Origin of the sequence: Streptomyces ziwulingensis (genome assembly GCF_039542605.1) — a bacterium.
In the GTDB taxonomy this organism is placed as follows: Bacteria; Actinomycetota; Actinomycetes; order Streptomycetales; family Streptomycetaceae; genus Streptomyces; species Streptomyces ziwulingensis.
Genome location: NZ_BAABIG010000025.1, coordinates 171,656 through 193,128 on the forward strand (window position 1 = coordinate 171,656; position 21,473 = coordinate 193,128).

16 protein-coding genes and 1 pseudogene are annotated in these 21,473 nt (G+C 75.5%); 16 read left to right on the forward strand and 1 reads right to left on the reverse strand.

The features are described 5' to 3' along the window. Positions 1-99: 99 nt before the first annotated feature. The 12 genes and pseudogenes from ABEB00_RS15615 (at position 100) to ABEB00_RS15665 (ending at position 14,637) form a co-directional block, all read left to right on the forward strand. Positions 100-1,923, forward strand: coding sequence for an AMP-binding protein (locus ABEB00_RS15615; RefSeq protein ID WP_345620230.1), 1,824 nt, complete (start codon positions 100-102; stop codon positions 1,921-1,923). Further along, a complete protein-coding gene (locus ABEB00_RS15620) occupies positions 1,920-2,312 on the forward strand; it encodes an AMP-binding enzyme (RefSeq protein WP_345620232.1) in 393 nt (130 codons plus the stop codon). Before ABEB00_RS15615 ends, ABEB00_RS15620 begins: the two co-directional genes overlap by 4 nt. 77 nt (positions 2,313-2,389) lie before the next feature. Continuing rightward, positions 2,390-2,704 carry a LysR family transcriptional regulator gene (locus ABEB00_RS15625; protein ID WP_345620233.1) on the forward strand — a complete coding sequence of 105 codons (315 nt, stop codon included), beginning with the start codon at positions 2,390-2,392 and terminating at the stop codon, positions 2,702-2,704. Positions 2,705-3,044: 340 nt separating this feature from the next. Next, positions 3,045-3,587, forward strand: a complete 543-nt coding sequence (locus ABEB00_RS15630) for a flavin reductase family protein (protein ID WP_345620234.1) — start codon at positions 3,045-3,047, stop codon at positions 3,585-3,587. Positions 3,588-3,743: 156 nt separating this feature from the next. After that, positions 3,744-5,282 carry an FAD/NAD(P)-binding protein gene (locus ABEB00_RS15635; RefSeq protein WP_345620235.1) on the forward strand — a complete coding sequence of 513 codons (1,539 nt, stop codon included), beginning with the start codon at positions 3,744-3,746 and terminating at the stop codon, positions 5,280-5,282. 107 nt (positions 5,283-5,389) lie between these two features. Beyond that, on the forward strand, positions 5,390-6,202 hold the full coding sequence (locus ABEB00_RS15640) for a class II aldolase/adducin family protein (RefSeq protein WP_345620236.1): 813 nt from the start codon (positions 5,390-5,392) through the stop codon (positions 6,200-6,202). Next, positions 6,201-6,347, forward strand: a pseudogene (locus ABEB00_RS36060) (3-deoxy-7-phosphoheptulonate synthase class II); the annotation flags it as partial. The gene ABEB00_RS15640 and the pseudogene ABEB00_RS36060, both read left to right, overlap by 2 nt. A 175-nt stretch (positions 6,348-6,522) precedes the next feature. Then, positions 6,523-7,707, forward strand: coding sequence for a chorismate synthase (aroC, locus tag ABEB00_RS15645; protein WP_345620238.1), 1,185 nt, complete (start codon positions 6,523-6,525; stop codon positions 7,705-7,707). Next, positions 7,704-9,002 (forward strand): IS701 family transposase, encoded by a 1,299-nt coding sequence (locus ABEB00_RS15650; protein WP_345620239.1) that lies wholly within the window; start codon positions 7,704-7,706, stop codon positions 9,000-9,002. The genes aroC and ABEB00_RS15650 overlap by 4 nt, the downstream gene beginning before the upstream one ends. Before the next feature lie 263 nt (positions 9,003-9,265). Further along, positions 9,266-10,216, forward strand: a complete 951-nt coding sequence (locus ABEB00_RS15655) for an AraC family transcriptional regulator (RefSeq protein WP_345620240.1) — start codon at positions 9,266-9,268, stop codon at positions 10,214-10,216. Further along, positions 10,213-13,977 carry an AMP-binding protein gene (locus ABEB00_RS15660; RefSeq protein ID WP_345620241.1) on the forward strand — a complete coding sequence of 1,255 codons (3,765 nt, stop codon included), beginning with the start codon at positions 10,213-10,215 and terminating at the stop codon, positions 13,975-13,977. The genes ABEB00_RS15655 and ABEB00_RS15660 overlap by 4 nt, the downstream gene beginning before the upstream one ends. Before the next feature lie 435 nt (positions 13,978-14,412). Further along, positions 14,413-14,637: a hypothetical protein gene (locus tag ABEB00_RS15665; protein ID WP_345620242.1), complete on the forward strand. Its 225-nt coding sequence runs from the start codon at positions 14,413-14,415 to the stop codon at positions 14,635-14,637. Positions 14,638-14,736: 99 nt separating this feature from the next. Here ABEB00_RS15665 and ABEB00_RS15670 read toward each other — a convergent pair whose 3' ends face one another. Then, positions 14,737-15,729 (reverse strand): LLM class oxidoreductase, encoded by a 993-nt coding sequence (locus ABEB00_RS15670; protein ID WP_345620244.1) that lies wholly within the window; start codon positions 15,727-15,729, stop codon positions 14,737-14,739. A 441-nt stretch (positions 15,730-16,170) separates the two neighbouring features. Here ABEB00_RS15670 and ABEB00_RS15675 point away from each other — a divergent pair, with 441 nt between their 5' ends. From ABEB00_RS15675 to ABEB00_RS15690, 4 genes are all read left to right on the forward strand, one after another. Beyond that, positions 16,171-17,412: an IS701 family transposase gene (locus tag ABEB00_RS15675; RefSeq protein WP_425586498.1), complete on the forward strand. Its 1,242-nt coding sequence runs from the start codon at positions 16,171-16,173 to the stop codon at positions 17,410-17,412. A gap of 217 nt (positions 17,413-17,629) precedes the next feature. Continuing rightward, positions 17,630-19,270, forward strand: coding sequence for a carboxylesterase/lipase family protein (locus ABEB00_RS15680; protein WP_345620246.1), 1,641 nt, complete (start codon positions 17,630-17,632; stop codon positions 19,268-19,270). A gap of 124 nt (positions 19,271-19,394) precedes the next feature. After that, positions 19,395-20,564: a 3-deoxy-7-phosphoheptulonate synthase gene (locus ABEB00_RS15685; protein WP_345620247.1), complete on the forward strand. Its 1,170-nt coding sequence runs from the start codon at positions 19,395-19,397 to the stop codon at positions 20,562-20,564. A 44-nt stretch (positions 20,565-20,608) separates the two neighbouring features. Then, positions 20,609-21,418: a 2,3-dihydro-2,3-dihydroxybenzoate dehydrogenase gene (locus ABEB00_RS15690; protein ID WP_345620248.1), complete on the forward strand. Its 810-nt coding sequence runs from the start codon at positions 20,609-20,611 to the stop codon at positions 21,416-21,418. Positions 21,419-21,473: the final 55 nt, after the last annotated feature.

Consider the following 21,473-nt stretch of genomic DNA (forward strand, 5'->3'; position numbering starts at 1 on the left):
TGGCATCGCCCTTTCCGATAGCACTTGAAAACCCGCATGCGGGTTTGTTTCGCTGTGGCGAGTTTCCGCACCCCGGCTCACCGACCACGGAGAAGCCACATGATCAAAATCGAACACATCCGCCGGCACGCCACCGCCCGCCCCGAAGCGACGGCCGTCGTGGACGGTGACGTCCGGCTCTCCTGGGTGGAGTTGGCCGACGCGGTGGAGCGGTGCGCGGCCGGCCTGACGGCCCGTCTGCCCGAGGGGCGCCCGGCGCGGCCGGTCCGCGCGGTGTTCCTGGCCGGCCCGCGCTGGGAACTGGCCGTCGCCATGGCCGCGTGCGCGACGCTCGGAATCCCGTGCACGGGGATCGACCCCGCGCAGGGCGCCGGCCGGCTCGCGCGGACCCTCGCGCTCCTCGACCCGCGCGTGGTGTTCGCCTCAGGGGAACACGCGTCGGCGCTCGACGGGACCGAGTGGTCCGGCGCGCGCGAGGTGCTGCGGATCGCGCTGGATCACGAGGACTCGCCGGACCCGGGCGTCCCGCCGCGCCATGAAGGTGCGGAAGGTGCCGGTGGGGCGGGCGGTGAGCGGGGTACGGAGAAGGTCCGGGGAGCCGAAGACGGAGCCGGGGTCAGGGACTTGGCCGGGGCCGGGGTCGGGGCCGGGGACGGGGGGCGGTTCGGGCTGGAGCGCGCCCGCTTCTACGACCTGTTGATGAGCGAGCCGCTGCGCCGTCTCCCCGAACCGCTGCACCGCGAGTCCCTCGCCGTCGTACCCGGCGGACCCCGGCCGCGGGTCACGGTGCGCGGGACCGCCGCCGAGGGCCGCGCGCTGCTCGACCTGGTGGACGAGTTCGGCTTCGACGCCTACGACACCCACCTCGTGGCCGCCCCGCTGTGGCAGCCGCTCTCCCTGCAACTCGCGCGCACCCTGTTGACCGTCGGCGCCGGGGTGGTGCTGGACGCCACCGGTGACGCCGAGGTCCTCGCCGCGCTCGTCACCGCCGAACGCGTCACGACCGCGGTGATCGAACCCGGCGCGCTCGGCCGGCTGCTGGTCCACCCGGACTCCGGGCCGCTGGCCCGTACCGGACGGCTGCGCTGCGTGATCACTCCGGGACGGCACCTCGGCCGTTGGACGGTGGACACCGCCTGGAAGCGGCTCGGTCCCGTGCTGCACCTGGCCCACATCACCCCCGAGGCGGGCCTCGGCGCCCTGCTCACTCCGGAGGAGTCGCTGGTCACGCGGATGCGCACCGGACGGGCCGTGCTCGGCACCACCGTCGCCGTACTGGACGGCACGGGCGCCGTGCTGCCGGCCGGCCGCCCCGGCCGCCTCGCGTTCGCCGGCCCGCAGGTGATGGACGGTTACCTCGACGCGGACGCGGACGCGGACGCAGGCGTGGACCCGGACGGCGATGCCGAAGGCGGTGGCCGCAGTGAACACGGGCCCGCCGAGGGGGAGTTCGTCACTCTCGACACCGGCGCGGGGGAGCGGCGCTTCCTCGTCACCGGGGACCTCGGCGTCCTCGACGAACGCGGCCGCGTCACCCTCACCGGCCGGGCCGGCGGTGTCACCGCCCCGGTCCGCGACCTGGCCGTCGACGCCGCGCTCTTCCGCCTGGAGTCCGACCTGCTCAACCTGCCCTGCCTCCGTGACACCGCCGTGGTCCGGGTGAGCCTGCCCACGCTCGGCGACGCCCTCGTCGTGCCGTTCATCGCGGTGGCCGTGGGACGTGAGGCCACCGGCTACACCGCCCTGCGCACGGCGTGCGCGCGCCGGGTGCCGTCGATCCCGGCGCACGTCATCGCGGTGGACCACATTCCGTACAGCCCCACCGGACGGATCGAGACGGCGGAGCTGCTGCGCGCCGTGGTTCCGATCCTCACCCTCAACCTGCAGTTGGAGCAGACCGTGCACCAGGAGATCTCCGCATGACCGACACCGACATCTACAGCGACACCGACACCGACATCGACACCGACGCCGCGGACGCCGGCTTCGCCCGCGACTTCTTCGCCCTGGAGGGGGAGCTGCTGGAACTCGCCTGTGTCCGTGAGTGCGCCGTGGTCCCCACCGAACTGCCCGAGCTGGGCGCCTCGGTGGTGGTGGCCTTCGTGCCGCTCGGGCCCGAGCAGGAGGTCGCCGGCCGGCGGGCCGTACTCGCCGCCTGCCGGCGCAACCTGCCCGACCGCTACGCCCGCGCCGTGGCCGTGGACGAGGTGCCGCGCACCGTCGACGGGGCGGTACGGGCGGCGGAACTCCTCGACCAGGTGCTGCCGCAGATCGCCCGGGACCTCATGTCACCGGCGTCGATGACCGACTGAGAAACAGCCGACCGGACCGGCTCAAGAATACGGGCAGGCTGGTATGTTATAGGGACCGGAGGGAAGAGGGCCGTGTCATGCAGTTCCAGCAGTTACGCGCGTTCCAGGAGGTGGCGGCCGAGCTGAGCTTCACCCGGGCCGCCAAGAACCTGCACTATGCCCAGTCGACCGTGACGACGCAGATAAAGAACCTCGAAGAGGCCGTCGGCACCGAACTGTTCGACCGCAGCAGGCGTCAACTGACCCTGACCGAGGCGGGTCGGCGGCTGCTGCCGCACGCGGAGCAGATCATCGAGCTGGCCGAGACCGCCCGCCGCGATGTCGCCGCGGTCACCCGGCAGCCGGCGCGCCGCCACCGCCTGCGGCAGGCGTCTCCCCGCGCCCTGCTCTGAACCACCCCGAGGGCCGGACCCCATGCCATTCCTGGCCCCTCGCGCGCCCCCACCGGCCGGTCCCGAGGACCGGCCGTCGCGCGTGCCGAGGGGTGGCTCTCCCCGGGACGCGGGGCGTGAACCGGGGCGCGTGAATCCGCCAGTGCCGGTGCGCTGCACGGCAAATGCCGGAGCGGGACCGTTCCTAGAGTCGCTGCTGTCGAACCGTTGTCCGTCCCAGGCGGGCTGGTGTTCGTCTCCTGTGGGCTCAGTCCCGGCCAGACCGCCGCCGCTTCACCATGTCGTCGGCCGCGGGCCGCGGGCCGCGCGCCGCATGTCCGAGACCCGGAGAGGACCGACCATGGGCAAGGCCCCAGCAGCGGATCACACGACGGGTGCCGTCGACGCCCCGAGCGACCTGCGCGCCGTCATGCGCCACTTCGCCACCGGCGTCTGCGTCGTCAGTACGCACCGACAGGCACAGGACGGCCGCCGGCACAGTGCCGTCACCGTCAACTCCCTCACCTCCGTGTCGCTCGAACCGCCCCTGGTGTCGGTCGGCTTCCGCAGCGACTCGGGTTTCCTCACCGGCCTGATGGAGTCCGGGGTCTGGGGCATCTCCATCCTCGACGGCGGCTCGGAGGAACTGGCCCGGCTCTTCGCCCGCCCGCGCGCCGAGCGCGACGAGGCGGTACGGACCCGGCCCGCCGAAGTCGGCACCCGCACCGGCACCCTGCTCTTCGAGGCGGCCGGCTGGATGGAGTGCCGCTACCGCGACCACGTCGTCGCCGGCGACCACGTCATGGTCATCGGCGACGTCGTCGGGCTCGGCGTGCGCGGCACCCGCTCCCCGCTGATCTTCCTCCAGGGCGGCTTCCACCGCTTCGAGCCCCCGCAGCCCTGACCCTCCCGAGCCCGAGCCGCCCGCCCCCGGGCCCCGCTCCCGCTCCGGCCCGCGTCGAGGCCAGCACCCGCGCCGCACCCGCGTCGGCGCGTACCCGTACCCGCACCCGCATCAGCATCAGCATCCGCCTCCGTATACCGATAGGTGACTGAACCCATGCCCCCTGGAATCTCGATCGGCGTCGTCGGCGGCGGCGCGGCGGCCGTCTGTCTGGTCGACGCCCTGGCCCGGAGCGAGGCCGACCCCGGCAGCCTCACCGTGTTCGAGCCCTCGCCCCACCTGTGGCGCGGCCGGGCCTACCAGGTGGACACCGAGACGCTGCGCGTCAACGCCACCCCCGACGACATGTCCGTACGCGCCGGAGACCTCGGCCACTTCGAGCGCTGGCTGACGACCCGTGACCGCGTCACCGGCGTCGCGCAGGGCGTCGACCGGATCTCCGGCGCCCGCTTCGCCTCCCGCCCGCTGTACGGCGAGTACCTGGAGGAGTCCGCGTACGCGGCCCTCGGGGAACTGCGGCGCCGCGGCTGGCGCGTCGACATCATCGGCGAGGCCGTCGGCTCCGCCGCCCGGCTGCCCGGCAAGGTGCTGCTGCGTACCGGCCCGGGACAGTCCCGGGCCTTCGACTACGTCGTGCTCGGCGTCGGCGGCGACAGCCCCAAGGACGTCTACGGTCTCGGCTCCACCCCCGGTTTCGTCGGCGACCCGTACCCCGTCGCCGGCACCCTGGACGCCATCGGCGAGAACGAGCACGTCGCCGTCATCGGCAGCGGCCTGACCGCCGTCGACATCGTCCTCTCCCTCGCCGCCCGCGGCCACCAGGGGCCGGTCAGTCTGCTGTCGCGGCGCGGGGTGCTGCCCGGCGTACGGCAGCGGTCCGTCCACTTCGCGCTGCGCCACGTCACCCCGGAACGCCTCCGCGGCACCGCCGGGAACCGCCGCGAGCTGGCCGTCGAAGACGTCGCCGCGGTGCTGCGGGCCGAGTTCCGCGACGCCGGGGCGGACCTCGACGCGGTCGTCGAGGAGATCCTCCGCGTCGACCTGGAGGACCCGGTGGACCGGCTGCGCCGCCAGATCGACGAGGTCGACTCGCCGCAGATGGGGATGCGCATCCTCCAGCGGGCCGTCCCCGAGACCGGTCCCGACATGTGGCCGCTGCTGCGCGAGGAGGACAAGGTGCAGATCCTGCGGGCGCACTACCGCACCGTCATGAGCCTGTGCTGCCCCATGCCGCCGAGCAGCGCGGCCGTCCTGCTGGAACTGGTGGAGGCGGGGCAGTTGGAGATGTTCTCCGGGCTGCTCGACATCGTCCCCGGCGAGGAAGGCGGCTTCGACGTCCTGGCGGCGGACGGCACCGAGTTCCACGCCGACCGGGTGATCAGTGCCGTCAACGCCTCGGAGGGGCGCGTCCCCACCGGCGCGCTGTCCCTGGTGACCTCGCTGGTCCGGGCCCGCGCGGTCGCCCGGCATCCGCACGGCGGACTGCATCTGGCCCGCGCCACCAGCCGGCTCACCAGCGACGGGCGGCCCGACCCCCGGTTGTACGGGCTCGGCAACATCGCCGCCGGCGCACTGTTCTTCACCTTCGGCATCCCCTCCCTGGTCGACCGCAGCCAGGACATCGTCGCCGCGATCCTCGAACACTCGGCGACGGTGCGGGCGGTGCGGGCGGAGGCGACGGCGATCGCCGCGTGACGCCCGCCGCACGCGCACGGCGGCTCACCGGACCCGCCGCCCCGGGGCCTCCCCCCCTTCACCCGCGCACGCCTCCCCCGCGTCCCCCCGTCCGGAAAGGACCCCGCATGAGCACCGCCGTCACCGAGCCGCGTCCCGCGTACCTCGCGGACACCGTCACCGGGCTGCCCATCCCCGGCGATCCGGAGTTCGCCACCTGCGAGGACGCCCGGCGCCACCGCAAGCAGCGGCTCGCCGCCGCGCTGCGGCTGTTCGGCAAGTACGGGTTCGGCGAGGGCGTGTCCGGCCACATCTCCGTGCGCGACCCCGAGCACGAGGACCGTTTCTGGGTCAACCCGTTCGGCGTCTCCTTCCACCGGGTCCGGGTCGCCGACCTGATCTGCGTCGACTCCGGCGGCCGCGTCGTCAGCGGCCGCCACCGGGTCAACCCCAGCGCCTTCGTGATCCACTCGCAGATCCACGAACTCCACCCGGGCGCCACCGCCGCGGCCCACGGCCACACGCCGCACTCCCGGGCACTGGGAGCGCTGGGCCGGCTGCTGGAACCCATCGACCAGGAGTCCGCCGCCTTCTACGGCCGCCAGGTGCTCTACGGCGCGTACGAGGGCCCCTCGGTCTCCGTGGCGCAGGGCCGCGACATCGCCGAACGGCTCGGCGACCACCGGGCCATCCTCCTGCGCCACCACGGCCTGATCACGGTGGGCGGTTCGGTGGAGGAGGCCGTGCACTGGTTCTTCACCTACGACGGCTGCGCCCAGGTACAGCTTCTCGCCCAGGCGGCGGGCACCCCGCAGCCCCTCACCCACGAGCAGGCCACCGCCGCCCGCGACGGCTTCGGCGACGCGCAACTGGGCCGGTTCAGCTTCCGGTTGCTGTGGGACGAGATCGTCGCCGAACAGCCCGACCTGCTCGACGAGTGACCCCCCCCAGCGCCACCAGACCGCCTGCGACCCGCGGCTGAACCGCTGCCAGTGCCTCGACCTCGCCTTCCAGGCCGCCGAGCTGTACCGGGCGCGCGCCGTCCCGCCGCGCCGCGAACCCGCCCCGATCGCCACCGCGGCCTGACCGCCCACCCCCGACCGGAGAAGCACGACGATGCGAGCAGTGCGCGGCGCGGTGCGGCTTGAGCGCGACGACCGGCTCCACCTGCGCGACGGCGTGAAAGACCTGTTCCGCGGCCCCCGTACGCCCACGCCCCACACCGTGCCCCACACAGTGCCCCACACAGTGAAGGAATCACATGTCCGCTCTGCGATGGCTCACCGCCGGCGAGTCCCACGGGCCCGCCCTGACCGCCGTACTGGAAGGGCTCCCCTCCGGTGTGCGGATCTCCACCGAAGAGGTCGCCGACGCCCTCGCCCGCCGCCGCCTGGGACACGGGCGCGGCGCCCGGATGGCGTTCGAACGCGACGAGGTGGCCTTCGCCGGCGGGATACGGCACGGCCACACCCTGGGCTCACCGGTCGCCGTCCGCGTCGCCAACAGCGAATGGCCCAAGTGGCGCACGGTGATGGCCGCCGACCCGGTCCCCGTCGACGTCCTGGCCGGGCAGGCCCGCAACGCCCCGCTCACCCGGCCCCGCCCCGGCCACGCCGATCTGGCCGGGATGCAGAAGTACGGCTTCGACGACGCCCGGCCGGTGCTGGAGCGGGCCAGCGCCCGCGAGACCGCCGCCCGGGTGGCGCTGGGCAGCCTCGCCGAGGCGTTCCTGCGGCAGGCGTACGGCATCGCGCTGGTCGCCCACGTCGTCGCGCTCGGCGCGGCACGCTCGGCGTCGGCGGCGCTGCCCGGCCCCGAGGACACCGCGCGGCTCGACGCCGACCCGGTGCGCTGCTTCGACGCCGGGGCGTCGGCCGCGATGGTCGCCGAGGTGGACCGGGCGCACGTCGCCGGTGACACCCTCGGCGGTGTCGTGGAGGTGGTGGCGTACGGGCTGCCGCCGGGCCTCGGCTCGCACGTCCACTGGGACCGGCGGCTGGACGCCCGGCTGGCCGGGGCGCTCATGGGCATCCAGGCCATCAAGGGCGTGGAACTGGGGGAGGGGTTCGCCCTCGCCCGGGTCCCCGGCTCCCTCGCGCACGACGAGATCGTCCCCGGCGCGGACGGCGTGCGCCGCGCCACCGGCCGCTCCGGCGGGGTCGAGGGCGGCATGTCCACGGGCGAGGCACTGCGGGTGCGGGCCGCGATGAAGCCGATCGCCACCGTGCCGCGGGCGCTGGCCACCGTGGACACGGCCACCGGCGAGGCGGCCGTCGCCCACCACCAGCGGTCCGACGTGTGCGCGGTGCCGGCCGCCGCCGTGGTCGCCCAGGCGGTGACCGCGCTGGTCCTCGCCGACGCGGCGCTGGAGAAGTTCGGCGGCGACAGCGTCCCGGAGACCGCCCGGAACCACCGCGCCTACCTGACCCACCTCACCGTCCGATGAGGAGCCCTTGGACTGCGGCCGACGCGGCGCGCGGTGACCTCACCGGCGGGGTCGTACGCGCCGCCGCCCCGCCCTCGGCGGACCTCGTGACCGGCCCGGTAGCGCTTCCCGACCGAGCCGTCCGGACCGTGCTCCCCGTCTTCCCCGCACTCCCGGACACCGCCGGCGCCTTCGCCCCGGCGGCGGCGTGGGGCGAGGACCCCGTGGGTGAGCTGGCCCGGCGGCTGCTCGGCTCGCTCGCCCGCAGCGACCAGCGGCGCAGCGGTGAGCTGTACCTCCGGGGGCTGCTGGCCGCGACGGGCCGCCGGAGCATCCGCAACATCGCCGCGCAGACCGGCGTCCCCGCCGACGCCCAGCGGCTGCACCACTTCATCAGCGACTCCACCTGGAGCTGGCGCCCGGTCCGCCGCGCCCTCGCCCACCACCTCGGGCGGCTCGCCCCGCCCCGGGCCTGGGTCGTGCACACCGCGACCCTGCCCCGCGCCGGACGCGGCGGCGTGGGGGCCGACCGGTACGCCGACCCGCGCACCGGACGGACCGTCGACGCCCAGCGCGCCGTCGGCCTGTGGGCCGTGACGGAGCGGGGCGGCTGCCCCGTCGACTGGCACCTCCAGCTCACCCCCCGCTGGCTCGACGACCCCGGCCTGCGCGAGCGGGCCGCCCTCCCCGCCGACGCCACCGCCGTCGACCCCGTGGCGGCCGGTCTGGACATGGTGCGGGACACCGCCCGCGCGGCGGGCCCCCACCACCCGCCCGTCCTGCTGGACGCCCGGCACGCCCCGGCGGGCCGGGTCGCCGCCCGGCTGGCGGCCGACGGCTTCCCCTACCTGCTGCGCGTCAGCGCCGCCCAGCCGCTCACCCCGCTCACCGCCGACGGCCGGGACACCGCCCGTACCGTCACCGCCGGGCAGTTGGCGACCGGCCCGGCGGCCCGTCCGTTCGGCCGGGTGCGCCCGCCGGGTCCGGCCGCCGGACCCCACGAGGCCGTCCGGGTGGCGTGCCGGGCGGCCGACACCCCGCCCGGCCCCCGCCGCCGGCAGCTCCTGCTGGCCCGGCGCGACCCGTACCGCCCCGCGCACACCGCGTACTGGCTCACCGACCTGACCACCCTGACCACCGCCGCGCTGGTGGCACTGGCCGCCGTGCCCGCCGGGATCGCCGGGGACGTGACCGGCACCGGCCGCCGGATCGGCCTGTACGACTTCGAGGGCCGCACCTTCGCCGGCTGGCACCGCCACATCACCCTCGCCTCGGCGGCCCACGCCGCCGCCCTGCTGCTCCACGACCGGACCTGACCGGCCGCCCGCACGGGCACCCACCGGGCGTGGCGGCCCGGCCCGGTCCGGCTCGGTCCGGGCCGGCTCGGTCCGGTCCGGTCCGGGCCGGATCAGCCGTGCGGTGGCCGTAAGTGTTCGCACATCCGTCGAAACTGGTGACATCGAACCCTCCGATATGACTGCGATACCAGCATGCAGGTATGTTTCTATGGTGTGAGGGGACGCGAGGCGCCCGCGCGACGGACGGCTCGGTCCCGACACACCGACGGATGGGGGATGCGGTGCGAAGCCTCGCAGAACGGGAGAGCCCGGCACCCGCCGCGCCCCGCCCGGCCGCACCGGGCCGGGCCGCGCCCGGCGGAGTGCAGATCGTCCGCGGCCACGACGAACCGCTCGACGGCGCCCTGCGGACCCACCAGTTCGGCGGCGTCCGGGTGGCGCTGGTCAAGGGCGACGGCCCCCGGGAACTGATCCGGCCCGCCCGGCAGATCGCCCCGGCGGGCGAGGGCGTACTGCGCGTCCTGCGGCCCCTGACCGGAGTGGTCTGGATCGTGCAGGACGGCCGCCACGCCGCGGTGCGCGCCCCGCAGTTGATCTGCCTCGACAGCACCCGCCCCTACAAGGCGTCCATGCCGGAGAACTTCCGTCTGGTCGACGTCACGGTGGCGCACCGGCTGGTCGGCCTGACCGCCGCCGAGGCCGAACCGCTCACCGCCCGGCCGTGGACCGGCGCCGAGGGCCTCGCCGCCCTGCTCTCCGCCCTGCTGGAAGGGCTCGGCCGGCACGGCAGGGAGGTGGAGACCGCCGTCGACCTGCTCGGCGGCAGCGTCGTGGGACTCACCGCCGCGCTCTTCGCCGAACGCATGCGCGAGGTCGCCGAGGACCCGCAGATCGCCCGGCAGGCCCTCATGCTCCAGGTCCAGTCCTACGTCCGCGACCGGCTGGCCGACCCCGGCCTCGGCCCGGTGGCCATCGCCCGCGCGCACAACGTCTCGCTGCGCTACCTCCAGAAGATCTTCCAGGAGCACGGCATCAGCCCCGCCCGCTGGATCCGCGACGAGCGCCTCGCACGCTGCCGCACCGAACTCGCCGACCCCCTCCTGGACCACCTGCCGGTGGCCCTCGTCGGCGAACGGGCCGGACTCTACGGCGCGTCCCACTTCAGCCGGCTCTTCCGCGACCGCTACGGCGTCACCCCGCGCGAGTACCGCAAGGAGCGTGTCGCCCCATGACCGCGGGCGGCCCGGCGCTGCTGGACGGCGGGCCCGCCCCGCGCCCCGAGTGCGGCACGCTCGGCAACGCGCTGGTGCGGGCCGCGCTCGCCCCCGCGGGCCCGGGCCTGTGCTTCGTCGGCGCCGACGGCGGCGAGACCGGGTGGAGTTACGCGCAACTGCTCCACGAGGCCGCCCGGCTCCTCGCCGGGATGCGCCGGGCCGGCACCCGCCCCGGCGAACGCGTCGTCGTGCACGTCGCCGACGCGCCGGGGCTGCTGAGCGTCTTCTGGGCGTGTGTGCTCGGCGGGTTCGTGCCACTGCTCACCGGCACCGGCACCACCGCCGAGGCGCGTGCCGCCGCCCCCGCCCTCCTCGACCAGGTCTGGAACCGCTACGGCAGACCCCGCCTCGTCACCGGACGCGGACAGCCCCTGCGACCCGGCACCGAGGCGGCCGCGCGCGCCGCCGGGGCCTGGCTCGGCCACCCGCACGAACTGCGCGCCGCCGCCCCCGACCACCGCCGCCACCCCAGCCGCCCCGACGACCTCGCGGCGCTGCTGCTCACCTCCGGCTCCACCGGCGTGCCCAAGGCCGTGCTGCTCAGCCACCGCAACATCCTCAGCCGCAGCGCCGCCACCGCCCGCGTCAACGGCCTGGGCCGCGCCACCCGGTCCGTCAACTGGATGCCGCTCGACCACGCCGGCGGACTGCTCCTCTTCCACGTCCGGGACGTCTTCCTCGGCGCCCACCAGGTGCACGCCCCCACCGAGTGGGTCCTCGCCGACCCGCTGCGCTGGCTCGACCTGGTCGACCGCCACCGCGCCTGCACCACCTGGGCGCCCAACTTCGCCTTCTCGCTCGTCAACGACCGCGCGGACCGGCTCGCGGACCGGCACTGGGACCTGAGCGGCCTGCGGTACGTCATGAACGGCGGGGAGGCGGTCCGCGCCTCGGTCGTCCGGCGCTTCCTCAGCCTCCTCGCCCCGTTCGGCCTGCCCCCCGACGCGATGTTCCCCGGCTGGGGCATGTCGGAGACCGCGGCCGGCGTGGTCGACTGCCGCTTCTCCGACCTCGACGCCGTCACGCGCTACGTCCCGGCCGGACGCCCCCAGCCGGGCACCGCCGTGCGCTGCGTCGACGCGGACGGCGCCCTCGTCCCGGCCGGCACCGTGGGACACCTGGAGGTGCGCGGCCCCTCGGTGACCCGCGGCTACCTGGACGACGCCGCCCACACCCGGCGCGCCTTCACCGCCGACGGCTGGTTCCGCACCGGCGACCTCGCCTTCGTACAGGACGGCGTGCTCACCGTCACCGGACGCGCCGACGACCTCGTCGAGTGCGACGGGGTGCGCTGCCACAGCCACGAGATCGAGGCCGTGGTGGAGGAGCTGGACTTCGTCGCCCCCTCGCACACCGTGGCCTGCCCGGTCACCGCCGCCGAGGGCGAGGAGATCGCCGTCTTCTACCACCCGAGACCCGGCACCGGGCACCGCGCGGCCGAGGCGGCCGTCCGCGCCCGCGTCGCCGAACGCCTCGGGGTGCGCGTCGCTCGTGTCGTGGCGGTGGACACGGGGGACGTTCCCAGGACCGGCATCGGCAAGCTCCGCAGAGCCCGGATGCGTCACTGGTACGAGACACGGGACGGTGCCCGCACCGCCCAACGCCACGACGAGCCCGCACCGAGGGCCGGAGAGGAAGAGGACGTCATGCCAGAGGACGTCAGGTCAGAGGACGTCAGGCCGGAGAAGGCCAGGCCCGAGAACGCCGGAGTGGAGAGGGTCGGGCCGGAGAAGGCCGGGCCGCGGAATGCCAGGGTGGAGAACGCCGTCGTGGGGGACTCCGGTACCGACGGCGAGGCGCTGCGCGTCTCGGTACTGGGCCCGCTGGAGATCCGCTCGCAGAACGCGGAGCGCACGCCGTCCGCGCCCATGGCCCGGCGCGTGCTGGCGATGCTGCTCCTCAACGCCAACCGCCTGGTCTCCACCTCGACCCTGATCGAGGAGCTCTGGGAGACCGAACCGCCGCGCCTGGCCCGCAAGACCGTCCAGACCTACGTCTACCAGTTGCGCAAGGCACTGCACTGCCCGGTGCACCCGTGCGAGCGGGTGCGCACCGGCCCGAACGGCTACCGGATCGACCTCCGGCCGGGCGAGCTGGACCTGTGGGAGTTCGAACACGGCATCAGGCGCGCCCGGACCGCGCTGGGCGAGGGCGACCCCCGCACCGCCGCGACCCTCGCGCGCGCGGCGCTCGGCCTGTGGCGCGGCGAGCCGTTCGCCGGACTGGAGGCCGGACCGCTGCTCTCCGCGCAGCTCCCGCACCTGGCGGACCTGCGGCTGAGCGCGCTGGAGCTGCGGATCACCGCCGACCTGCGACTGGGCCGCCACCGCGACCTGATGGGCGAGTTACGGCAACTCACCGCCGATCACCCGCTCAACGAGGAGTTCACCGCGCAGCTCATGACCGCCGCCCAGCGGTCCGGGCAGCGCGCCACCGCCCTGGAGGCGTTCGCCCGGCTGCGCCGGCGACTCGTCGACGAACTGGGCATCGAACCCTCCGAGCGGCTCCAGCGGCTCCAGCGGGAGGTGCTGACCGCGCAGCTCCCCGAGCCCGTCGCCGCCGACGTCGTACCCGTCGCCTCCGCGCCGCCCGAGCCGCGCGCCACCGCCGCTGTCACGGAACCCGTCCGCGGCCGACTCCCGCTGGACACCCCGGATTTCACCGGCCGCACGGTCGAACTGGCCCGCCTCGCGGCCCTCGCGGGCGAGGACACGGGGGAGCGGGACCCGGCGGGCGGCGGGCCCCGGGTGGTCGTCGTGCTGGGGCCGGTCGGCGTGGGCAAGAGCGCCCTCGCCGTGCGCGGCGCCCACCGGCTGGCCGGACGGTTCCCCGACGGGGCGCTGCACGCCCGGCTCCACGACAACATGGACCGCCCCCGCCCCGCGCACGCCGTCCTGCACTCCCTGCTGCGCGACTGCGGCCACGACCCGGCCGCGCTGCCGCACGACACCGACGAACTCGCCGGGATGTTCCGCTCGGCTAGCGCCGGCCGGTCGCTGCTGATGCTGCTGGACGACGCCGCCACCACCGACCAGGTACTGCCCCTGCTGCCGGCCGACGACACCGCCCTGGTCCTGGTCACCTCACGGGTCCGGCTGCCCGGTCTGCCCGGCGCGCGGGCCCTGCCGCTGGGACCGCTGCCGGGCCCCGACGCGTCGGCGTTCTTCGCCCGGGTCGCGGGGGTGGAGCGCGTCGCGGGCGACGCGGACACCCTCGGCGAGGTGACCCGGCTGATGGGCAACTTCCCGCTCGCCCTGCGCGCGGTGGGCGAGAAGTTCGCGGGCCGCCCGATGTGGACCCTGCCCGACCTGGCCCTCGGCCTCGTCGACGAGGGCCGCCTCGCCGCGGAACTCCATGACGAGGCGTGCGACGTGCTGGCCCGCACGGCCGGCGCCGTGGCCCGGCTCCCCGCGCCGCTGCGCCGGGCGCTCATCCTGCTCGCGGCGGCCGGTGACGACCCGTTCGGCATGGCCCGCGCGCAGCAGGCGCTGGGCGGCGACGCCTGGGAGGCGCAGTCCCTGGTGGGCCAGCTCCTCGACCACCACGTCGTGGTGACCGATCCGCGGCCGGCCGGGGAGCCCTCCCTCGCCCTGCGGGTCCCGCACCTGATCCGCATGTCACTGCCGTCCCCGGACGACACCGGCCTGCGCGTCCTGCCCGGCGCCGACCGCGACCTGGGCCCCCGCACCCCCTCCGGGGTCCTCACGGCCGCCGGTTAGGGGGCCGTCCGCCCTGCCTCTCGATGTCGTCGCGCCCGGCCGTCCGGCCCGGTCGGCGGGCGCTCGTCGTCGGGCGGCGGCGGTCCGGAGACGGTCGGTCCGTCCCGGCGGCCGGGCGGCGCCGGGACACCGACGGCCCGCCCCGCGCCGGACCGGGCACCGGAGCGAACCGGTCGAGCGGGTCGCCGGGTACGGCCGGACCCGCGGGTCGTCGCGGCGGACGCAGCCCTGCCGCACGGGGCCGTCGCGGCGCGTGGGCGCTGAGCTCCACATCGCGCGGGTGGGGTACCCGTAGCTCCCGTGGCCGGTTCCCGGTGTGGACGCGCGTCGTTGACCGGGCCTTCACCCGGCCTGGACCGTCCCCGCCGACGCTGGCCGGCGAGGCGGTGCCGGGCGGAGGAGCCGGACCGGGGCGGCCCGGACCGAGGAGGCGGCATGCCGCTCGACGAGCACGAGGGACTTCCGGCCCGCTGGCTGATGGTGCCGGCCGGTGTGGAGATCGACCTCGGCCCTGCGTACCCGCCCCGCCCGTGCGGTGAGGTGACCGCCGGGCGGACGCCCCGGCATCCGGCCGACGACGACCTCGCCCGGCACGCGGCCGTCTGCCGCCACTGCGGCGCCCGGCGCGGCGCGGATCCGCCGTCCCGGCACCGCTCCTGACGGCACGACGGGACGACCTGACGGCACGACGGGACAACGGGACAACGGCACCACCCCCGCCGACAGGGGTGGTGCCGTCGCCGGTTATGCCGCCCGTCCTCAGGCGGCGGAGACCACCGGTGCCCGCTCGTGCGCGGGGAAGTGGGGCAGGACGTACTCCGCGAGTTCCTGGAGCACCTCCGCCGCGGGCCGGCGGCCGTACTTGAGGTTGAGCACCACATGGTGCACGCCGGCGTCCCGCAGCCCGTCCAGATGGGAGCGCAGATACCGCCGTCCCGTCCGGTAGCCGAGGTGGATGGCGCTGGGGCGGGCGTCGGGGCGGTCCACCAGGTCGAGGCAGAGGGACTGCGAGAACGGCTTCCGCGCCCCGCCCGCGTCGGCCACCGCCTTCTGCCACAGCGCCGTCGTCCGGCGCTGCTGGATCAGCGGACGCGGGTACATCAGCCAGCCGTCGGCGTGCTCGGCGATCCACGGCAGGGTCTGTCTGCTGTGCCCCGTCACCAGCAGCGGAATCCGCCCGTCCGACGGCTTGGGCAGCATCCCCGCGTCCCGGATCGACCCGTAGCGCGAGTCGACGGCCGGGAAGTCCTCCGCCCACAGCCGGCGCAGTGTGGAGACGGCGGTGCGGAACAGCACCGGGCTGTCGTCCCGGGCGAGCCCGTAGGCGGGGAACTCCACCCCCCGGTCCCCGGTGGCCGCGCCCAGCACCAGGCGCCCGCCGCTGAGCAGGTCCAGCGAGGCCGCCGACTTCGCGGTGTCGATCGGATTGCGCAGCGGCAGCACCATGGAGCCGGTCGCCAGCGCGATCCGCGAGGTGCGCGCGGCGATGTGGGCCAGCCACACCCACGGGTCGTACATCTGCCCGGCGTCGCCGAACGCCGGGTCGAGCAGCGGGATGTCACGCACCCACAGGGCCGAGAACCCGGCCCGCTCCGCCCGCAGGGCGCGGTCGGTCTGCTCGGCGACGTCCATCCGGGGCACCGGGCCGGCGTAGGACTCCACCGGGAAGAACAGCCCCAGCGTCAGCCCGCCGGGGCGGAACACGCGCGCGAATCCCGGGCGCGAGGCGAACCGGGGGTCGAAGCAGGACATACGGCCTCCACATCGAAGCCCGCCCACCGCGGCGGGACGCGATCCCTCCCGCCGCGGTGAGCGGACGCACCGACACCATCTCCGCCGCCGAAACTAGGCGCCGCCCGCCCCGCGCCCTGACCCGTCCGCGCACCGGCCCTGACCCGTCCGCGCATCGGCCCTGACCCGTCCGCGCATCGGCCCCACCCGCTCGCACCACCCTCCCACCGCCCCTTCGACGGCACTCCCTCCGACCGGTCCGGGCACCCTCTCCCACTCGCCCGGCCTGCGGGTTTCCCGGGCCTTGGCCTCGCCTTGGACGGCCGGCCACAGGCTCCTCCACGGCAGCAGGAACCCGGCGCACAGGCCCTCGGACCACTGCCACCACGCAGGTGTCAACCGCACAGACGGACCTCGGCCGAACCGCCGGGACCGGTCGACCGAGTGGCGATGGGGGACGAGATGCAGACGAGGTCGCAGGAGCGCACCACGGACTTGCGGGAGCGCACCGCGGACATGGAGACCGGCCCGGCGCGAACGGCGGCCCGGGAGGGCGTGCTGGAGGAACTGGGCAATGTGCTGTTCGAGTCCCTGCCGCGCAGCGATCAGCGGCGCCGGGGCATGGAGTACGTCCAGGGACTGCTCGGCGTCGAGGGCCGCAAGTCCATACGGAACATCTCCTCGCTCTTCGGCGGGGAGGCGGCCGAACAGAGCCTGCACCACTTCATCAGCGGCTCCACCTGGGACTGGAGCCCGGTCCGCCGCGCCCTCGCCCGCCACCTGGAGGAGTGCTCCCCGGCCCGCGCCTACGTGCTGCGGCCGATGGTGATCCCCAAGGCCGGCGACAGCTCGGTCGGTGTGGACCGCCGCTTCGACCCCGGCCGCGGCCAGATGATGAACGCCCAGCAGGCGGTGGGTGTCTGGGCCGTCTCGGAGGAGCACAGCGCCCCCGTCAACTGGCGGCTGTACCTGCCCGAGACCTGGCTGGACGACGCGACCCGGCGCCGGCAGGCGTCGATCCCGGAGAGCGCCGCGGCGGAGACCATGGACCAGTGCGGCGTGGAGGCGTACCTCGGCCTCACCCGTGACTGGGGCCTGCCGGTGCGGCCGGCCGTCATGGACGCCCGCGAGTCCGAGGTCGCGAGCACCGTACGCCGGCTCCAGGCGGCCGGCGCCCCGCTGCTGCTGCGGGTCAGCGCCAACCTGCGGCTGTCGGCGACCGACCCCGGCCTGCCGCGCTCGGTCGCCGAGACCGAACTGACGGCACATCAGCTCATGCAGATGGCCCGCCCGCTGCGACAGCCGGTCATCCAGCGCCGCCCCGGCGGTCCGGGCGCCGCGCACGCCGCCCTGACCGCGGCCGTCCGGGTACGGCTGCCCCGGCGCGGCGGACGCCGGCCCTCCTGGTGCCGCGAGCTGGTGCTGCTCGGCGTCGGCGAGAACGGCGGGCGCTGGCCGGCCGAGCTGTGGCTGACCGACCTGACCGACCTGCACCCCGCCCAACTGCTGCGGCTCAGCCGGCTCACCCGCCGGGTGGACCGGGACTTCGCCCACATCGCCGAGCGGGTCGGCATCAAGGACTTCTCCGGCCGCTCCTTCAGCGGCTGGCACCGGCACGCCACCCTCGCCTCCGCCGCCCACGCCGTGGCCGTCCTGTCGGGCACGGCCGACGTGGTGGAGCAGCAGCCGCGGCGGTCCGCGTGAACGCTCGCGCCGCGCGCCGCGCGCGCGGAGTGTAAGGACGCCCGCGGCGGCTGTCAGCCGCCCTCCCACCTGTGATGTCAGCTCCCCGCCCGGCCCGGCCGGGGAGCTGACGGACTCTGTTCGGTAGCTGACGTATTGCCCGGGCTCTCGTTGGTGACCCCTTGGGCGGCGGCACACGATCGGCGGACCAGTCGAGCCGAGTGCCCTAGGAGTCACCATGGCCAGCCAGCCGCAGGCCGCCGGTGAGCGGCGCGGTGTGTCCGCCGTCGTCACCGGTCCGCCCCGCCCCCCTGCCGCGACCGGGTCCCGGCCGGTGGTGCGCACGTCGGGCGGGCTGGTGGCCGGAGAACGCGCCGCCGGCGTCACCGCCTTCCGCGGCGTCCCCTACGCCCGGCCGCCGCTGGGCCCGCTGCGTTTCGCCTCCCCGCGTCCGCCCGAGCCCTGGCGCGGCATCCGCGAGGCGGTGCGTTTCGCACCGGTCTCCCTCCAGCCGCCCGTCCCCAACCGGCCCGTGCCGCCCGGCAGCGAGGACTCGCTGTACGCCAACGTCTTCACACCCGCGACGACCGGCAGCCGACCCGTCCTCGTGTACCTGCACGGCGGCGGCTGGCAGGCCGGCGCCGGCAGCATGCCCGCCTACGACGGCACCCGGCTCGCCGCCCGCGGCGACCTCGTCGTCGTCACCTTCAACTACCGGCTCGGCGTCCTCGGGTTCGGCCTGCACGAGGAGCTGACCGACGCCGCGAGCGGCCACGCCGCCAACTGGGGTCTGCAGGACCAGGCGGCACTCCTGCGCTGGGTGCACGAGAACGCCGCCGCGTTCGGCGGGGACCCGGGGAACATCACCCTGTGCGGCACCTCCGCGGGCGGCGCCGCCGCCTGGCAGCTCTCCCTGCTGCCCGCCCTGCGCGGCCTGATCCGGCGCCTGGTCTGCGTCAGTCCCAGCCACGTCACCGCGCCCGGCACCGCCCTGACCCCGGAGGACTCCCGCACCGCGTACGCCGCACTCGCCCGCCGGCTGGGCACCACCGTCGCCGGGCTGCGCGAGGTGCCGGCCGCGGCGCTCACCGACGCCTGGGCGCGCCTGTTCGCGCCGCCGCCCGAGGACCGGGTGGTGCGCAGCGGACGCTGGTACCGCGGCCCCGTCGTCGACGGACGCACCATGCCGGCCCCCGACCACCTCCTGCCGACCCCGGACGTGCCGGTGCTGTCCGTCCACACCCGCACCGAGGGCTCGTTCTACACCGGGCCGGCCTCCCCGTACCCGATGCCCGGCCCGCGCGACGACGCCGAGCTGGTGGGGGCGGTACGGGAGGTGCTGAAGCTGGCCGCACCCGACGCCGACGACACCCTCGCCCGTGCCTGCGCCGCCGCCTACCGGGCCGCCGCCCAGGACACCGGGCTGCCGGTCGACCCGCGCTCGCTGTGGACGGAGATCTGGGGCGACGCCTTCTTCCGCCACCAGATCGTCCGGTTCGCCGACCGGCACGTCCGCCGGGGCCGCACCCCGCTGTACATGATGGAGTTCGCCCACCCCGCGCGGGCGCCGCACTTCGGCACCCCGCACGAGGCGACCTCCCCCTTCCTGTTCGGCACCCACCGGCTCCCGCAGTTCGCCGGGATGTTCGGCGACGGGCCCGTCGAGCGGCTGCTGTCCGACGTGTTCGCCGACTCCGTCGCCGCCTTCGCCCGGACCTCCGTGCCGGCCACCCCCCACACGCCCCACTGGCAGCCGTACACGCCCGACGAGCCCAGCACGCTCGTCCTCGGCGGACCCGGCGTCGCCGAGGTCACCCGCACCCCGAAACTCGCCCAACTGGGCTTCTGGGACGCGGTGGGCTGGTCGCCCACCCCCTGACCGCCTTCACCCTCTCCGCACCACCCCGCCCCACCCACCCCTGCCCCAGCAGGGCCCTGCCCCTACCCACCCCTGCCCATCCGCGGCGCCACGCCGCCCACCGCCTGTGTCTGGAGAGACATCCGTGGACGACTCCCTTGTCGACATCGAACTGAAGATCGCCCCGCAACAGCCCGAATGGGACGATCCCGCCCAGGTGCGCCGCGTGCGCACCGACCTGGCGGGCCGGCCCTCGCTGGTCAGCGCCGACGACGTACACACCCTGCGCCGCTCCCTGGCCCGGGTGGCCGCCGGCGAGGCCCTCGTGGTCCAGGCCGGCGACTGTGCCGAGGACCCCCTGGAGTGCACCGCCGGACACGTCGCCCGCAAGGCCGCCGTGCTCGACCTGCTCGCCGGGGCCCTGAAGCTGGTCACCGGCAAGCCGGTGATCCGCGTCGGCCGCATCGCCGGGCAGTTCACCAAGCCTCGCTCGCAGAACACCGAACGGATCGGCGACCTCGAACTGCCCGTCTACCGGGGCCACATGGTCAACGACCCCGAACCCACCCCCGAGGGCCGCCGCCCCGACCCGCTGCGCCTGCTGACCGGATACATGGCGGCCGACGACATCATGGGCCACCTCGGCTGGCCGCGGACCGGCGAACCCGACCGTATCGACCCCACCGTGTGGACCAGCCACGAGGCGCTGCTGCTCGACTACGAGGTGCCCCTGCTGCGCCGCGAGGACGAGGGCCTGCTGCTCTCCTCCACCCACTGGCCCTGGATCGGCGAGCGCACCCGCCGGCCCGAGGGCGCCCATGTCGCGCTGCTGGCCGGCGTGATCAACCCGGTGGCCTGCAAGGTCGGGCCGACCACCACCGTCGAGGCGCTGCTCGACCTGTGCCGGCGCCTGGACCCCCGGCGTGAACCGGGCCGGCTCACGCTCATCTCCCGCATGGGCGCCGACAAGGCCGCCGACGTGCTGCCGCCACTGGTCGAGGCGGTCCGCGCGGCCGGTCACCCGGTGATCTGGCTGACCGACCCGCTGCACGCCAACACCGTCACCACACCCGGCGGCTTCAAGACCCGTTACGTGGAGGCGGCCGAGCGCGAGGTCGCCGCCTTCCGCCGGGCGGTCGCCGACCACGGCGGCGTCGCCGGCGGACTGCACCTGGAGACCACCCCCGACGCGGTCATGGAGTGCGTCCCCGACGCCCGCTCGGCCCACCTGGTCGGTGACGCCTACGAGAGCTTCTGCGACCCGCGCCTCAACGTGGGCCAGGCCATCTCCGTGGTCTCGGCCTGGCACGCGTGAACCGCCCGGCACCGCCCCTTACGGATGCGAAGGAGAGGCACGACATGCACAGCGCACACGAGAGCGACAGCGACAGCGAAAGCGACAGGAGGCTCGCCCTGGTCACCGGGGCGGCCGGCGGGATCGGCGCCGCCGTCGCCCGCACCCTGGCCGAACGCGGCCTGCGGGTCGCGGCCGTCGACCGCCACGCCGGCCGGCTCGGCGAGGAGGTCGCCAAACTGGCCGCCGACGGGCTGCCGGTGACCGCGCACGCGGCCGACGTGACCGACAGCGCCGCGGTGGAATCCGTCGTCGACGCCATCGAGGGGGCACTCGGCCCCGTCGACCACCTCGTCAACGCCGCCGGCGTGCTGCGCCTGGGCGAGGTCACCGCCTGCACCGACGACGACTGGACCAGCACCTTCGCCGTCAACACCACCGGCGTCTTCCACCTCTCGCGGGCCGTGGTGGGCCGCATGGTCCGGCGCGGCCGCGGCGCGGTCGTCACCGTCGCCTCCAACGCGGCCGGTACCCCGCGCTCGGGCATGGCCGCGTACGCCGCGTCCAAGGCGGCGGCGGAGATGTTCACCAAGAGCCTCGGCCTGGAGGTGGCCCGGCACGGCATCCGCTGCAACATCGTCGCCCCCGGCTCCACCGACACGCCCATGCTCAGCTCGATGTGGCACGACGACTCGGGCCGGCGCGCCACCCTCCGCGGCAACCTCGACGCGTTCCGGGTCGGCATCCCGCTGGGCAAGCTCGCCCGCCCCGCCGATGTCGCGGAAGCGGTCGCCTTCCTCCTGTCCGACCAGGCGTCCCACATCACCCTGCACACCCTCACCGTGGACGGCGGCGCCGCCCTCGGCGCGGCCTGACACCACCGACCCGGGACCCGCTCCCCCACGCGAGGCCCCCACCCCGGGCACCCGC

Bases quoted from the DNA above. Each gene is read 5' to 3' on its own strand.
- ABEB00_RS15615 (WP_345620230.1), top strand. From the start codon at position 100: ATGATCAAAATCGAACACATCCGCCGGCACGCCACCGCCCGCCCCGAA.
- ABEB00_RS15620 (WP_345620232.1), top strand. From the start codon at position 1,920: ATGACCGACACCGACATCTACAGCGACACCGACACCGACATCGACACC.
- ABEB00_RS15625 (WP_345620233.1), top strand. From the start codon at position 2,390: ATGCAGTTCCAGCAGTTACGCGCGTTCCAGGAGGTGGCGGCCGAGCTG.
- ABEB00_RS15630 (WP_345620234.1), top strand. From the start codon at position 3,045: ATGGGCAAGGCCCCAGCAGCGGATCACACGACGGGTGCCGTCGACGCC.
- ABEB00_RS15635 (WP_345620235.1), top strand. From the start codon at position 3,744: ATGCCCCCTGGAATCTCGATCGGCGTCGTCGGCGGCGGCGCGGCGGCC.
- ABEB00_RS15640 (WP_345620236.1), top strand. From the start codon at position 5,390: ATGAGCACCGCCGTCACCGAGCCGCGTCCCGCGTACCTCGCGGACACC.
- aroC (WP_345620238.1), top strand. From the start codon at position 6,523: ATGTCCGCTCTGCGATGGCTCACCGCCGGCGAGTCCCACGGGCCCGCC.
- ABEB00_RS15650 (WP_345620239.1), top strand. From the start codon at position 7,704: ATGAGGAGCCCTTGGACTGCGGCCGACGCGGCGCGCGGTGACCTCACC.
- ABEB00_RS15660 (WP_345620241.1), top strand. From the start codon at position 10,213: ATGACCGCGGGCGGCCCGGCGCTGCTGGACGGCGGGCCCGCCCCGCGC.
- ABEB00_RS15665 (WP_345620242.1), top strand. From the start codon at position 14,413: ATGCCGCTCGACGAGCACGAGGGACTTCCGGCCCGCTGGCTGATGGTG.
- ABEB00_RS15670 (WP_345620244.1), bottom strand. From the start codon at position 15,729: ATGTCCTGCTTCGACCCCCGGTTCGCCTCGCGCCCGGGATTCGCGCGC.
- ABEB00_RS15675 (WP_425586498.1), top strand. From the start codon at position 16,171: ATGCAGACGAGGTCGCAGGAGCGCACCACGGACTTGCGGGAGCGCACC.
- ABEB00_RS15680 (WP_345620246.1), top strand. From the start codon at position 17,630: ATGGCCAGCCAGCCGCAGGCCGCCGGTGAGCGGCGCGGTGTGTCCGCC.
- ABEB00_RS15690 (WP_345620248.1), top strand. From the start codon at position 20,609: ATGCACAGCGCACACGAGAGCGACAGCGACAGCGAAAGCGACAGGAGG.